At 48.5% G+C, this 14047-nt stretch carries 16 protein-coding genes; 1 reads left to right on the top strand and 15 read right to left on the bottom strand.

The window, feature by feature from the left end; genetic code table 11:
• Positions 1–3 precede the first annotated feature (3 nt).
• Positions 4–963 (bottom strand): biotin/lipoyl-binding protein, encoded by a 960-nt coding sequence (locus D081_RS03405; RefSeq protein ID WP_085022733.1) that lies wholly within the window; start codon positions 961–963, stop codon positions 4–6.
• A 28-nt stretch (positions 964–991) separates the two neighbouring features.
• Positions 992–2176, bottom strand: a complete 1185-nt coding sequence (locus D081_RS03410; protein WP_085022734.1) for an efflux RND transporter periplasmic adaptor subunit — start codon at positions 2174–2176, stop codon at positions 992–994.
• Between the two features lie 107 nt (positions 2177–2283).
• Between D081_RS03410 and D081_RS03415 the strand changes: the two genes are divergently transcribed.
• Complete coding sequence (locus D081_RS03415; protein ID WP_085022735.1) at positions 2284–2472, top strand: hypothetical protein; 189 nt, start codon at positions 2284–2286, stop codon at positions 2470–2472.
• A gap of 214 nt (positions 2473–2686) precedes the next feature.
• Here D081_RS03415 and pyrR read toward each other — a convergent pair whose 3' ends face one another.
• From pyrR to nrdR, 13 genes are all read right to left on the bottom strand, one after another.
• The gene (gene pyrR, locus D081_RS03420; protein WP_085022736.1) at positions 2687–3238 is read right to left on the bottom strand and encodes a bifunctional pyr operon transcriptional regulator/uracil phosphoribosyltransferase PyrR; all 552 of its coding nucleotides are present in this window, start codon (positions 3236–3238) and stop codon (positions 2687–2689) included.
• Between the two features lie 36 nt (positions 3239–3274).
• Positions 3275–4195 (bottom strand): RluA family pseudouridine synthase, encoded by a 921-nt coding sequence (locus D081_RS03425; RefSeq protein WP_085022737.1) that lies wholly within the window; start codon positions 4193–4195, stop codon positions 3275–3277.
• Positions 4173–4658 carry a signal peptidase II gene (gene lspA / locus D081_RS03430; protein ID WP_085022738.1) on the bottom strand — a complete coding sequence of 162 codons (486 nt, stop codon included), beginning with the start codon at positions 4656–4658 and terminating at the stop codon, positions 4173–4175. Before lspA ends, D081_RS03425 begins: the two co-directional genes overlap by 23 nt.
• Before the next feature lie 5 nt (positions 4659–4663).
• The gene (locus D081_RS03435; RefSeq protein WP_158087540.1) at positions 4664–5272 is read right to left on the bottom strand and encodes a DivIVA domain-containing protein; all 609 of its coding nucleotides are present in this window, start codon (positions 5270–5272) and stop codon (positions 4664–4666) included.
• Between the two features lie 155 nt (positions 5273–5427).
• On the bottom strand, positions 5428–7014 hold the full coding sequence (locus tag D081_RS03440; RefSeq protein WP_085022740.1) for a DUF4127 family protein: 1587 nt from the start codon (positions 7012–7014) through the stop codon (positions 5428–5430).
• Between the two features lie 43 nt (positions 7015–7057).
• Positions 7058–7858: a methylmalonyl-CoA decarboxylase gene (gene scpB, locus D081_RS03445; protein WP_158087541.1), complete on the bottom strand. Its 801-nt coding sequence runs from the start codon at positions 7856–7858 to the stop codon at positions 7058–7060.
• 130 nt (positions 7859–7988) lie between these two features.
• The gene (locus tag D081_RS03450; RefSeq protein ID WP_085022742.1) at positions 7989–8783 is read right to left on the bottom strand and encodes an RNA-binding protein; all 795 of its coding nucleotides are present in this window, start codon (positions 8781–8783) and stop codon (positions 7989–7991) included.
• A gap of 8 nt (positions 8784–8791) precedes the next feature.
• Complete coding sequence (proC, locus tag D081_RS03455; protein WP_085022743.1) at positions 8792–9595, bottom strand: pyrroline-5-carboxylate reductase; 804 nt, start codon at positions 9593–9595, stop codon at positions 8792–8794.
• A 44-nt stretch (positions 9596–9639) separates the two neighbouring features.
• A complete protein-coding gene (locus D081_RS03460; protein ID WP_085022744.1) occupies positions 9640–10164 on the bottom strand; it encodes a cell division protein SepF in 525 nt (174 codons plus the stop codon).
• 36 nt (positions 10165–10200) lie between these two features.
• Positions 10201–10890, bottom strand: a complete 690-nt coding sequence (locus tag D081_RS03465; RefSeq protein WP_085022894.1) for a YggS family pyridoxal phosphate-dependent enzyme — start codon at positions 10888–10890, stop codon at positions 10201–10203.
• Positions 10891–10966: 76 nt separating this feature from the next.
• Complete coding sequence (pgeF, locus tag D081_RS03470; protein WP_085022745.1) at positions 10967–11788, bottom strand: peptidoglycan editing factor PgeF; 822 nt, start codon at positions 11786–11788, stop codon at positions 10967–10969.
• 29 nt (positions 11789–11817) lie between these two features.
• Complete coding sequence (locus D081_RS03475; protein WP_085022746.1) at positions 11818–13551, bottom strand: radical SAM protein; 1734 nt, start codon at positions 13549–13551, stop codon at positions 11818–11820.
• A 29-nt stretch (positions 13552–13580) separates the two neighbouring features.
• The gene (gene nrdR / locus D081_RS03480) at positions 13581–14045 is read right to left on the bottom strand and encodes a transcriptional regulator NrdR (protein ID WP_085022747.1); all 465 of its coding nucleotides are present in this window, start codon (positions 14043–14045) and stop codon (positions 13581–13583) included.
• Positions 14046–14047: the final 2 nt, after the last annotated feature.

Raw genomic sequence — 14047 nt, forward strand, 5'->3', positions numbered from 1 at the left:
GACTCACCTGTTCCGCAGCCATTGACTAATTTTATAAAATACCTTTTCGATTGGCGGCCGCCGCTCAATGATGACGGAGCCGGTGCAAAAGCTGCCCGCAGTCACAGGCTTATGCTCTCCCACAAAGGAGGTCCACAGATAGCCCGAAGGATCATTCTCATCCTTGACCAGCACAAAGCTGACCTCAACCACAGCCCCCTGGCCACTGGCCATGAGCCACTGGGCCAGCTCCGGATTGCTGACATGATGTTCAACACCCTTTAAGGCCACTGGATAATCCGACACAGAACGCACTACGCCAATAAGGCTGCCGGATTCCTGCACATCCACACCGTTAGGAACCAGCTGAATGGTCTGGCCCGCTTCAATGCGCTTGCCCTTGTCCACGGGAACGTACATAACACCCATCAAATCACTGCGCTTCTTGGTAAGGCGCACGGTACACAGTGGGCTGCCACTGTCCACCACACTGCCCTTGCGGACCATTACATGCTCCACAATGCCGTCAAAATCACTGATGACATCACGGGATACCACCTGCTGATAGAGCTTGGCCCGATACTGATAAACCCGGTCTGCCGTATCATGCATGGTACTGGTCATCTGGGGACCGTATTGGGCTATATTGGTATCGGCGGACTGAATCGGCTGCTCCAGCTGGGCAATAAGATCACCCTTCTTGACCTCTTCACCTTCCCGCACATAAACATGGGAGATTTTGCCACCGGCCAAATGGTTTACCGTGGCAATACCACCGGAATCCAAAATCATGCCCTTGCCATCGGCCCGCACCGTAAAGGAGCCGAGAATGGACCAAAGGATAACCGATATCATCAGCAGCCCTACTGCCACCAAGGACATCCAGCCAATGGGGGTAGTAATAGGCAGAAGCATATCCAGCCTGTCGGGGGAACGCAGCTTGTCCAGTGCCTCCCTGCTAAAAATCTTACTTCCATCTGCCATAATCCATTATCCTCCAAAATATTACTTACTAGTTATCTTCCAAGGTTATATCAATTTCGGTACCGCTTGTCAGGCCCTCAGTATCAGAGGTGATAACAATATCCCCCTCACTCAGGCCGGAAATGATTTCCATGTAGGTACCATCGGTTATTCCTGTTTGAACATGACGGAAGCCCAGATGCCCATCTGCTTCCAGCACAGCCACCTTATCGTGATTTTCATCTGTAAAGGCATCTATTGGCACTGTCAGACACTTACGGGAAATGCTGGAATGAAGACGCATTTTCCGATAAGCTCCCGGCTCCAGCAGCCCCACCCGGTTATCCAGCTGCCACACCGCCTGACGCACTGTGGCCGGCTCAGACAAATCCGGTGTTATCTTTATCACCTTTGCCGAAAAGATCTGGTCGGCACCCTTATTTCCTGCGGAATAATTGGCCCCATAGGATTTTGGCAGGGCCTCGCCCCCCAGTACTGAGGTGGCACCACCGGAAATAAATACCTCGATAGGCCGGCCTATCTCCATGCGCTGGGCCTGCTCATCCACCACTGGTGCACTGAAATAGAGCTTGGAAAAGTCTCCCACCAGTGCCACCGGAGTTCCGGCAGTCACATAGGCGCCCTCGCTATGATAGAGCCGCAGTACCTCACCCTCAATGGAGGATATCACCAGCTGCCGGGACATGCGAACCTGCAGCCGATCCCTTTCTGCTTCAAAGCGGGACAGTCTCGCCTGGGCTGCCTTATAGGCTGCCTCCGCCTCATCAAATTTTTCCGCTGAAACAGCATCCATTTCAATGAGCTTCTTGTAGCGGTTATAAGAATTTCTCGTTTTTACCAGCTGAGCCTCCGCATCAAGGATATCGCTCTCCGCCTGCTTAAGCTTCAGGGGAATATCCTCATCCAGCAGCTGCACAATAGGGGTTCCGGCAGTGATGCTGCCATGCTTGTCCACAAACACCCGCACTATACGGCCATTTTCCTGGGCGATTATATCAGTCATATCGTCGCAATACAGATTCACCAGATCCAGCTCCACCAGAGGCTGTATTTCACGCTGCTTAACCAGAGTACCCGTCAGGGGCAGCTGCAAATTTTCCATACGCTGGGCTATTTCATTTTCTCCCCGCTGGTTCATATAAACGCCATATACCAGCAAGGCCACAATCAAGGTAATAATAATGCCTACACCAAGGTAGAAGTAACTTTTCATAATCTACTCCAAACTTTTTTGAAAAAATTTATAAAAAATATGTAATACCCTATCCTCTCAATCGTATATGATGGTAAAATAAGAACATCGGAGAGGAGGGACTCTATATGAGCATCGAACAGAAATATCAGGAAATCGACTTTTCCCAGCTCAGTCATGTGAAAGATAGCCTAAAGGCCCGACTCATGGAAAAGCGTGAAAAGAAACGGGAATTGTCCTGGGATGAACTGGATAATCTGGCAGCAGCCGGCGGTTCCAATCCTGCACAGTTGGCCAAGAATCCAATAAACAAATAACCCATAATATTCCTAACTTTAGGAATTCTCCAAAAATCACTAAAATCCTGCAAATTAATAACCTGATTTTCACTGTGGACTGTCTTATGCAGTCCACTTTTTGTTTTTTCCAAAAAACTCGTAAGTATACAAAAAAGGCACTCTGCAATACAAACAGAGTGCCTTTAATTTCATTACCGTCTGCACCAGTAAACAGGAGAAAATTTGTCCCCCTTCATTCCATTTCCTGTCTCAGAACCACCTGGTCGGTGTCGTCTATCTCCACAACCTTTACGTTTACTGATTCTCTGGAGGAGGTAGGGACGTTCTTGCCCACATAGTCCGCACGGATAGGCAGCTCACGATGGCCGCGGTCAATGAGGACCGCCAGCTGAATAGCCTTTGGACGGCCCATATCGATTACTGCATTAAGGGCAGAGCGGATGGTGCGTCCAGTGTATAAAACATCATCTATAAGCACAATAATCTTTCTGTCAATATCTACCGGCATGGTGGTAGGACGCACGATAGGCTGATAGGACAGAATGGACAGATCATCACGATAAAGGGTAATGTCCAGCACTCCTACAGGCGGACGCTTGCCCTCAATATTCTCAATGGCATCTGCAACCCGTTCAGCCAGAGGCACACCACGGGAACGAATACCAACCAGTACAATGTCCTCTACCCCTTTATTCTTTTCAAGAATTTCATGGGCTATACGCACCAGGGCACGGTGTATGCCCTGTTCATCCATAAGAACGGTCTTATCAATAAAAGTTGTCATGATATTCATCCCCTCTTTACCCTATTTATTGCTATGTTATTTATTGCGCAGCTTTTTTAAAATCTTTTCCATATCCTCAGGCAACGGACTGGTAAAGGTCATGCGCTCCCCTGTGGATGGATGGGTCAGCTCCAGGCTGATGGAATGCAGTGCCTGGCCCTGAATGGAAAAATTCCCCTTCACCTTGCCGTGACGGGTTGCCCCATATTTAGGGTCCCCCACCACAGGATGGCCGATATGGGTCATGTGAACCCTTATCTGGTGGGTACGGCCGGTTTCCAGCCGGCACTCAATAAAGGTGCAGTCCCCAAACCGCTCCAAGACCTTGAAATGAGTGGTGGCAGGCTTGCCGTTTTCCTGCACAATGGCCATTTTTTTTCTGTCTGTAGGATGACGGCCAATATCACCATGGACAATGCCGGCTTCCTCCTTGATGTTACCCCAAACAATGGCATTATACACCCTGTGGGCAGTCTTCTCCTGAATCTGCTCCGCCAGGGAGATATGGGCCTTGTCATTCTTGGCAGCCACCATGACGCCGGAGGTATCCTTATCCAGACGATGGACAATGCCCGGCCTAATTTCCCCATTAATGCCGGACAGATCCTTGCAGTGGTACATCAGAGCATTGACCAGTGTACCGGAATTTATGCCGGCAGCAGGGTGAACCACCATGCCACGGGCCTTGTTTATTACGATAATATCATTATCCTCATAGATGATATCAAGTGGAATATCCTCCGGGAGTATTTCCACAGACTCCGCATCAGGAACGGACAATTCCACCACATCATCAGGATGGAGCCGATAATTTCCCTTGCGTTCCTTGCCATTTACCGTGGCACAGCCATCAGCCACCAGCTTCTGCACATGGGAGCGGGAAAAATCCGGCTGCATGCGTGTGAGAAACACGTCCAGGCGCTCATTGTCCACATCAGCCTTGAAGGTCAGTGTCATTCTCTTTCCTCCCGAAGAAGATATCAATAACTATAAGGGCAGCCCCCACACAGATGGCAATATCTGCAATGTTGAACACAGGCCAAACCCTAAAATCGAAAAAGTCCACCACTAATCCACTCTGCAGGCGGTCGTAGAGATTGCCCACAGCTCCGCTTAACAGCATGCTGACCCCGTATTTCATCAGCATGGATTCCTTGGCCAGCTGCTTGCGGTAGTACAGCACCACAGCACACAGCACTACGGCTACCACAATGAACATCACCCGCTGATTGGCAAACATACCAAAGGCAGCACCGGGATTCAGCACATAGGTGATGTGAAAAAAATCATTTATTACGGGAATGGACTGGCCCAGATGCATGGACGCAGTGACATAGCTCTTAACCAATTGGTCAATAATAAAAACTATAAATCCTAAACCTACGGGTACCAACTTTGCCTCCAAAAAAGTCTTACGCATTTTTATTAAAACTCATTTTCTTCAGAAGCCACTTCAGCCTCTTCTTCAGTTACTTCCTGTTCCTGAACGTCAGCCGGCTTGGTGCCGATCTCAATGTTTACATCCTGCAGCACCTGGGACTCCTGCTTGTCCGGGAACTGTTGCTCAGCATCCTCCAGCAGGGACAGCTCAGTTTTCAGGGTATTGCGCATCTTGGCAATAAACTGGCGCTTTTCGCTGACAATGCGCTCGTATTCAGTAACGGCCTCGCGAACCTTCTGGGCTGCATCCTCCAAACGGCGCTTTGCCTCGATTTCTGCAGCATGAATAATGTTGTCGCTGGCCTGCTTTGCCGCTGCCCGGATCTCCTCAGCACGGGTATTGGCAGTGTTGGTAACCTCATCAGCAGTACGCTGGGCCACCAAAAGGGTATCCTGAAGGTTCTTCTCCAGCTGATGATACTGACCGAGAGCCTTTTCATTCAGCTCTACTTCCTTTTTCAGCTGGCTGTTTTCACGGAACAGCTTCTCATAGTCATTTACAACCTGATCGAGGAAATCGTCTATTTCCTCCCTGTCGTAACCACGAAAGCTGACTTTAAATTCCTGATTATGTATATCTACTGGTGTAAGCATCTTTATCCCCCTAAAATTCATCAATAATTCATAATAAAACCACCGTATATTTTAGCATATTTTTTAACATTAAAATAGGGGCATTAGTCGAAAAATGCCCCTAATTATTATTAACTGTAATGTATTTATATCAGTTTTAAAAATCAATATCACACTCAAACAGGCGGTTCCATGGATTTGTTATGTGCAGCTTTTTTGAGGGATAAATTTGCCGGCAAATTAATATTCTGCTGAGCAAATTCCTTCATCCATTCTGTTCCCTGCTGGGAAGCAAAATCACGGGCACCGTCCAAATTGCCTGTACTCTGGCTGTAGCCCGGATAAATCCACACAGCAGCCCCCAGCTTTTGACGGATGTTGGCCTGATAGCACCAATCATCAAGATAGCGGGTCAGCATCAGTTCTTCCCGTGCCTGTTTATCCATCCATTTGGTCAGAAGTCCTGTACCAATGAGAAAGCCGGTGGTGTTGGTGGCCGTATTCCAGCCGCCATAGGCCTGCAGCTTAAATTGCAGATTTTCCTTGTGCAGCTCATTCATCAAGGCGTTATCAGCACCATTGCCAAAGGCAATATCTGCTACAGCCACGGGATAGCCCCTATTTACCAAGTCCTTTACCAGATTAACGAAGTGCATGGTTCCCTTCCGTGGCTTGGTGGTGTTGTCGGGACCGTTGGCATCAAGGGTTTTGCCATCAGGATCGGTACTGATGGCCATAACCAGCTCAGCCCGTTCCGGTGAAGGCACCTGCATACCGCCGGCAGCCACAATGGTATTGTCCACATCAATGCCAATTTCTTCATTGCAATATTTAGGGATGGTATTGCGGCCCTTCCCCATATTATAGGTGGTATAAATAAATGGAATATCCCTCTTATCATCACAAATGGCCCGGCACATCATAACCATGCCCAGCTCGTCTGCTCCTGAGGTTATTTGCAGCTTGGTCTTGCCAATATTTTTTCCATGCTCCCGCAAATGACGGGCTTCATAATGGGTCTGGGAATAAAGAGCGGAATCATCACCGCCTAAAAACAGGAAAGTGAAAACGTTTTGGCCAGTCAAATCTATCAGTGCCTTGTTGGCATTGTAATTTAAACCATGGCGATGGGTCCAGTCCTCCATGGCTGCAGGCAAAATATCCTTTATAAGCTTTTCCAGCTCCTGCTTTTCCTTTTTGGTAGCCTGCCCCATTTCCACTTTATCACGAAGGGCGCTGTAATCACGAAGCATCACGGCATTTTGCTGATAAATGGCCGGTTCCATACCATTTCCGGAATGGGTGGCAGACAGCAGGGTACGTAAAATAGTACCAAATCCGTATACTGGCAAGCCCGGATGATTTTCATGGAAGGAACGGAAGCGCTCCACCCGCTCATTTATGGTGTCCTGAGTTAATTCGTGATTTCTGGAAGCCACAAGACTGCCATAAATCATGGCATCAGTTGATACCACAACAGCCTTTGCCCCAGGAGCGTTTTTATTCAGCCACTGCCAAAGGCCATCCGGGTTGCCCGGCTGTTCTCTGGTTCCCAATAAAGCTTCCGGTGGAACCACCACATCATACCCCAGCTTTTCCGCCACCTGACGGGTTTCCTTATCCGTTATGGGACGGTTATCCAAGGGCACAAACAGAATTTTACCACTGTCCACAGCAGAAGCAGCTGCCGGTGTAAAGCCCGACACCACTGACAGCACCATTGTCAGTGCCAACAGCATAATCATTTTTAAATTTATTCTCATAATGAAATCCCCAATCTAAGCATGATATATTCTCATATTTTTCTTAGTCCAAATCTGATGCCTTGCCCTTATATTGCGGTGGACGCTTCTCCAGGAAGGAATTGATACCCTCTTTGTAATCATCGCCGCCGTATACCTTCTGACGATAGGAGTTAATGCGTTCAAAGTTCTCCGCACTGATAACAGAGGATGCACGGGAAAGAATACGGAACTGGCGCTTAATGGCACTGACGGAAAGAATGCTGTTGCGGCGAAGCGGTGCCAAAAAATGCTCCTCCAAAAGCTTTTCCAGGGCTTCGCTATCCTCTGCCACGTGATTTATGAGACCTACGTTCAGAGCGTCCTCTGCCTCTATAGGCGTGCCCAGGAAGAACATTTCACGGGCCTTGTTGATGCCCAGCTGGTTGATAAAGTGAATCAGGCCGGAAGCGTTATAAGGAATACCAATCTTGGCCGGAGTAATGGCGAAGGTGGAATCCTTGGAGCTGACAATCATATCGCAGGACAGGCAAAGGTCGCAGGCGCCACCCCAAACCGTGCCATCCACACAGGCAATAACCGGTATAGGCACATCCTGTACCTCTCTCAGCAGCTGCTCCATGGGAACATTGAAGGCCAATGGGTCACTGCCGTCCACCGGCAGCTCCTTGATATCATGGCCGGCGCTCCACACGTTACGATTCACTTCTGCTTTAATGACAATACCCACACACTCCTTGGCATATGCATCCTTTACAGCCTCAATCAGCTCCAGGCACATTTCCTCGCTGAGACAGTTATAGTGCTTGCCGTTTTGCATCGTAATGTAAGCAATTCTATCCTTAATTTCAGTGCTGACTAACATGTACATACCTCCTTATAGCCAAATAATATACAGTAAGGTTTCGGCATAAATCAGTAACATTCCTGCAAAGGCCAAAAATTTAAAAGCCGTCAGCAAAACCAATTAGGGTTCTGCCAACAGCTTTTTATTTTTAAATATATCTTTTTAACAACACGCCAATACGGCCTTTTTTGGTGGTTCCACGAACCTCAACCACCTCAAGACGACCACGGCCACGCATGGAAAGAACATCTCCCTCCTTGACGGACTGGGAAGCATTCTTCACCTGCTGCCAGTTCAGCTTCAGCTTATCCGCAGCAATGTCGGAGGCAGCCCGGCTGCGGGATGAACCATATCCGGCAGCTGCAATGGAATCAACTCTAAGGGAGGCAACAGTTGCCCGTATTTCCTTACAGCTTTCTTCCCTTGGCGTAATGTTGGCCAGATCATCCTCCACACAGGATACCCCGGTGCGGCCAATCTGGGTAAGGTTGTCTATAAGGTATGCCCCCATGGTCTGGTCAGCCAAAATTCGGGCAGTGGCGCCACCCATGAGAATATCACCGATACGGTCCCGCTCAATGCCCTGGCCCATAATGGAGCCCAGCACGTCACGGTGGCCAATGTGCTCATACTCACCATTCCATGTGGCTTTTACAACCATAATGTCAAATCCGGGATTTCCCCCGAAGGTCTCATCAATAAACATGGCCCGCTGACGCTCAGCCCCCTGATAGCCGCCGTTAAATTCAAGGCGAATACCCGGATAGTTGGCCACTACGGTTTCAGCAATTTCCTGGCCGTAAAGGTCCAGAAAGCCGCTGATGCGGAACTTCTGGCTGCGCATAACCTGTTCAGCCATATCCACCAGCTTGATTGCGGTTTCTGCGCCCTCAGTTCCCTTGTAATATCTAATAATCTTTTCTCTTTGTTCAGAACCTGCCATAAACTAACTTATTTCCCCAATTCCTTTGAGCGATCCGTAGCTGCCAAAACAGCATCAATAAGAGCACCACGCACTCCCCGCTGTTCCATTACACGAACGCCCTCAATAGTGGTACCAGCCGGGCTGGTAACCTGGTCACGCAATACATCCGGATGCTTGCCAGTCTCCACAACCATCTTTGCTGCACCCAGCAGTGTCTGGGCAGCCAGAAGGATAGCAGTCTGACGTGGAAGACCTGCAGCTACACCGCCGTCTGCCAAAGCATCAATCATCAGGAAGCCATAAGCAGGACCGCTGCCGGAAAGACCTGTAACAGCGTCCATCATGCGTTCCTTAACCTCTACAGCCTGACCACAGGAGTAAAGAATATCTCTGATAGCCTTAACGGTTGCCTTGCCGGAAGCACGCTCGTTGCGGGCATAGGCAGACATGCCCTCGCCTACTGCCAATGGAGTATTAGGCATAATCCGTACAATAGGATTTTCCGGGAAGTATTTCTCCAGTGTCTTGATAGGAAGGCCGGCTACAATGGAGCCCACCAGAACATCATCAGGCACCTTGCCCTTTAAGGATTCCATTGCATCTGTAACCACCTGAGGCTTAACTGCCAAAATAAGTATATCAAGGCCGGCAGTTTTAACAAAATCATTGTCAGTAACTGCATTGACACCATGCTTGTCCTTTAACTCCTTGCATCTGTCCTCTCTGATCTCAGAAACAAATACATCCTTTGGAGATACCGAACCGTTGGACAACACTCCGGACAAGATAGCCTCTCCCATTGCTCCGCCACCAATAAAACCAATTTTCATGACAATCTTCTCCTCCTTTTCTATTATGCATTTTGTAAAGCTGCTTATTTATTAGTTGGCTCCCATGGCATGTTATTCAGGCCATGGTTCTGCTGACTTACAGCAATATTTACGTTCTTTGGCGCAAACAGCCATACATTGCGGCTGATCTTATTTACAGCACCATCAATGGCATAAATAGTACCACTGATAAAGTCAATAATGCGGACTGCTGTTGGCTCCTCGACATTTTCGAGGTTAATAACAACAGGACGCTTCTCCTTTAAGCAGTTGGCAATCTGCTGGCAATCATCAATATTTTTCGGATTAATAACAACCACCTTCATCATGGCATTTGCCATGGAAGCAGCCGCACCACCTTCACGGATGGATACAGAATCAGAACCCATATTTATCACCTTTCTATCATGCAGACTACGGCGGGAACCAAAGCTGACAGGCTCAGCCGGCTTTGCCTTTGGCGTTACCGGTCTGTCCACTTCTTCCTCCTCAACAGCATCCAAGAGCGCATCGTCCACATCACTGTCCTTAATGCCGATTTTTTCTAAAAATGAATCTATCTTTCCCACAGGATATTCCTCCTCAACCTAATGTCCTGTTTACTTTCAGTATTGTCTCGGGCCGAAAATGCCGGTTCCTACACGAACCACATTGGAGCCCTCCTCAACGGCAATTTCATAGTCATGAGTCATACCCATTGACAAATATATTATATTCGCCGTCTGGAAGCTCATTTCCTTCACCTTATTAAAAATTTCATACATTTTTGCAAATAAAGGACGACAATCCTCCACATCCTCGTAATTGGGAGCGATACACATAAGGCCCATAAGCTGAAGATTCGGCATTTCATCCACCTTGTGCAGGAGCTCCTCCATATCCTCGGCGTAAACCCCGGACTTGGAGTCCTCCTTGGCCAGATTAACCTGTACCAAAACCTTCTGCACCTTGCCTATATTGGCCGCAGCACTGTTGATTGCCTCCGCCAGATGCAGGGAATCAACGGAATGTATCATATCAAATATCTTAACCGCCTGCTTTGCCTTGTTGGTCTGCAGATGTCCAATAAGGTGCCAGGTTACATCCCTGTCAAGAGTCTCATACTTTTCCTTGGCCTCCTGAATGCGGTTTTCTCCAATATCTGTAATCCCGGCATCAATGGCTTCACGCATGGCGTAAATATCATGATTTTTAGTTACGGCAATTAAGAGAACATCCTGATTCTTATCGGGGCTTCTCCTGCCCTTGGCTGCCTCTATATTGTCCTTAACTGCTTGTAGTCTCTCTGGTATCATCAAATCACCCTTTATAAGCACTTCACACCGCTCCAAGCTGCATGAGCGGTCCCCCTTCCCCTACAGGGGAAGGCAATTATTTTATGGACAGCACCGCTGCTATCCGCCCTGTCCTGCCCTTGTCAGCACGATAGGAAAAAAACTGTCTGTGGTTGCAGGCTGTACACACGCCTGCCACATCTATATTTTCCGGTCTAAGGCCAGCCTTTGTCAGCTGAAGCTCATTGGCCTTCCAAAGATTCAGCTGGCTTTTGCCATTAGGCCCGTCAATGACAATTTTATCACAAAATTCAGGAAAAGCATCCCTAAATTGTTGGGCAACCTCCTGCCCCACCTCGTAACAGCATGGACCGATGGCCGGGCCCACAGCCGCCAATAAATCCTCCGGCTTGGAGCCATACTCACTGACCATCAGCTCCACAGTTTTTGCCCCTATAGAGGCCACTGTCCCACGCCAGCCGCCATGGGCTAAGCCGATGGCCTTTTTTACGGGGTCAGCTATAAGAATAGGGGTGCAGTCAGCAAAGAAAAGCATCAGGGGGATTCCCGGCTCGTTGGTTACAAGTCCGTCGGTATCCTGAATGGATTCACCGTATTCATACATACCGCTTCCCGCCTGGCTTCTGGTAACCTTGACAACCTTGCTGCCGTGCACCTGCTGACAGGTGGTACCCTGCCCCTTTGGAAGCTTCAGTCCTTCAAAGAAGATATCCCTATTGCGTCTAACCGCCTCAAGGTCATCCTCCACATGGAGTCCCAAATTGAGGCTGTCAAAGGCCCCTGTGCTGACTCCACCATGTCTGGTGGAAATACCATGAATAAAAAGCTCCTCCGGAAAAATGGAGAATTTTCCTATCCACAGATTATTTATATTTCCGGATACAAGGGAAAAACTCATATTGCAATCACATCACTCTTAGTAGAAATCTATTTACAAACACCACAGCGCTTACAGCCATCGAAGCACTGTATGGTATGCTTTGGAAGCTCCTGCTGGGATTCCAAAAATTCTTTTTTGAGATATTCCTTGGTAAAGCCCATATCCAGCATATCCCATGGCAGATAAGCCTCAAGGGAAACTGGCTGGCTTACCAGCTCCTCCATGGTCAGCTTATGGCTTTTCAGCACAGACTTCATAGCCTTGCTGCCGCCATTTTCATAGGCTTCCCAGAGATACTGTCCCGTCTCCCGGTTACCACGGGCCAGAACAGCCTGCACATAGGCATCACGGGGAGATTCAGCAATAACCTCTATGTTATGACGCTTCTTTAAAGCATTGGTTATGTCCTTTAGGGCCCCCTGAATATACTTCAGTGAAGCCATAGGAGACCATTGGAATGGAGTAAAGGGCTTGGGAATAAATGGATTAATGCTCAGAGTCAGGCGGCCCGTGGCCCCTTTTTCCTCCATAAAATCCTTTAATCTCAGGGCCATATCAATAATACCATGAATATCCTCCGCTTCCTCTCCCGGCAGACCAATCATAATGTACAGACGGAAGTTTCTGATGCCCGCCTTGATGCCCATGGACATGGCATTCAACAGATGATCTTCCTCAATGCCCTTATTGATAACCGCCCGCATGCGGGTGCTGCCCGCCTCCGGAGCCATGGTAAGGGTCTTCAGTCCGCTGGCCGCCAGTGAATCCACCAGCTCCTGGGTAACGGAATCAGCCCTAAAGGAAGCTACGGACATACTAAGGCCATCCCCCAGTATTTCCCTGCACAGCTGGTCAATCTCCGGATAATCCGAAATTGCGGCCCCCATGAGGCCCACACGGCGTCCCTTTTCCCGGGCAGCCACCAGCATTTTTTCTATAGCCTCCAAGGAACGGTTCCTTGGTCTTCTAAAGCAATAGCCCGCCATGCAAAAGCGGCAATGGCGGCCACAGCCTCTGGCAATTTCCACCAAATGGAGATTAAACTCCGTGTTTTCAGTGTAAATCGCCGTCTCACCTGGATATTCATCCAGATTCTCCTGCCACTGACGACAGATTTTCTCCGGCGCATCCCCCAAAGGCTTTACTGTAGTGTCAAATCTGTCCTCACCGTAAGCAACCTCATAGCAGGATGGCACATACACCCCGGGAAGCTTTGCCAAAATGGCCATAATTTCAGCCTTGGAGCGTCCCTCACCTTTGGCCTTGTTGTATGCAGCCATAAAGGAAGGCATCACAGCCTCTCCCTCACCAATGACAAATACATCTATGAAGGGGCTCATGGGCTCAGGATTAAAGGTGGCACATGGTCCGCCGGCAATTACCAGAGGGTCCATTTCCGTACGCTCTGCGGCCAAAGGCTTTATCTTGCTGAGCTCCATCATCCGTAAAATATTGAAATAGTCCATTTCAAAGGACATCATGAAGGCCACTATATCAAAAGAGGAAACAGCACTCTGGGTTTCCATGGTCATGAGCTGAACCTTGTGCTTTACATACTCCTCCTGCTGACGCTTTTCCGGCAGGAAACCACGCTCACAGGCGGTATCCTCCCGTTGATTCAACAGCCTGTAAATAATATGAAGTCCCAAATTGGACATGCCCACAAAATAAGAATTTGGATACAACAAAGCCACCCTGGTTCTTCCACCAGCGTGATAAATGTAATATCCAGATTCCTCTGCCAGCATATTCTTCAGCTGTTCCTTCAATCGCCAGGACAAGTATTTTCCTCCAATTTATCCAATCCGCATTACGCTTTGTCATCCTCAGCCAAAAGCACATCCAGCTCATGGCGGAAGCTGTTGATATCAGAAAACTTTCTGTAAACAGAAGCAAATCTGATGTAGGCAACCTGATCAAAATTCTTCAGATGCTTCAGTGTCATTTCACCAATTGCCTTGGATGGCACCTCCTGCTCAAATTCCCGGTGAATGTCCTGCTCAATGTCATGAGCCAGAATCATTACACTTTCAAGGGATTTATCCCGCTTGTCACAGGAACGGATAAGACCATTCAACAGCTTGTTGCGGTCAAAGACCTGGCGGCTGCCATCATGCTTTACTACCATCAAAGGCAGCTGCTCCACTGTCTCAAAGGTAGTAAATCGCTTGCCACAATGGGGGCATCCCCTGCGTCTTCTAATGGCGCGGCCATCATCCACCGCCCGGGAATCGATTACCCGGCTATCCTCTTTATTGCAATATGGGCAAAGCATTA

This window comes from Anaerovibrio sp. JC8 (assembly GCF_002100115.1).
GTDB lineage: Bacteria > Bacillota > Negativicutes > Selenomonadales > Selenomonadaceae > Anaerovibrio.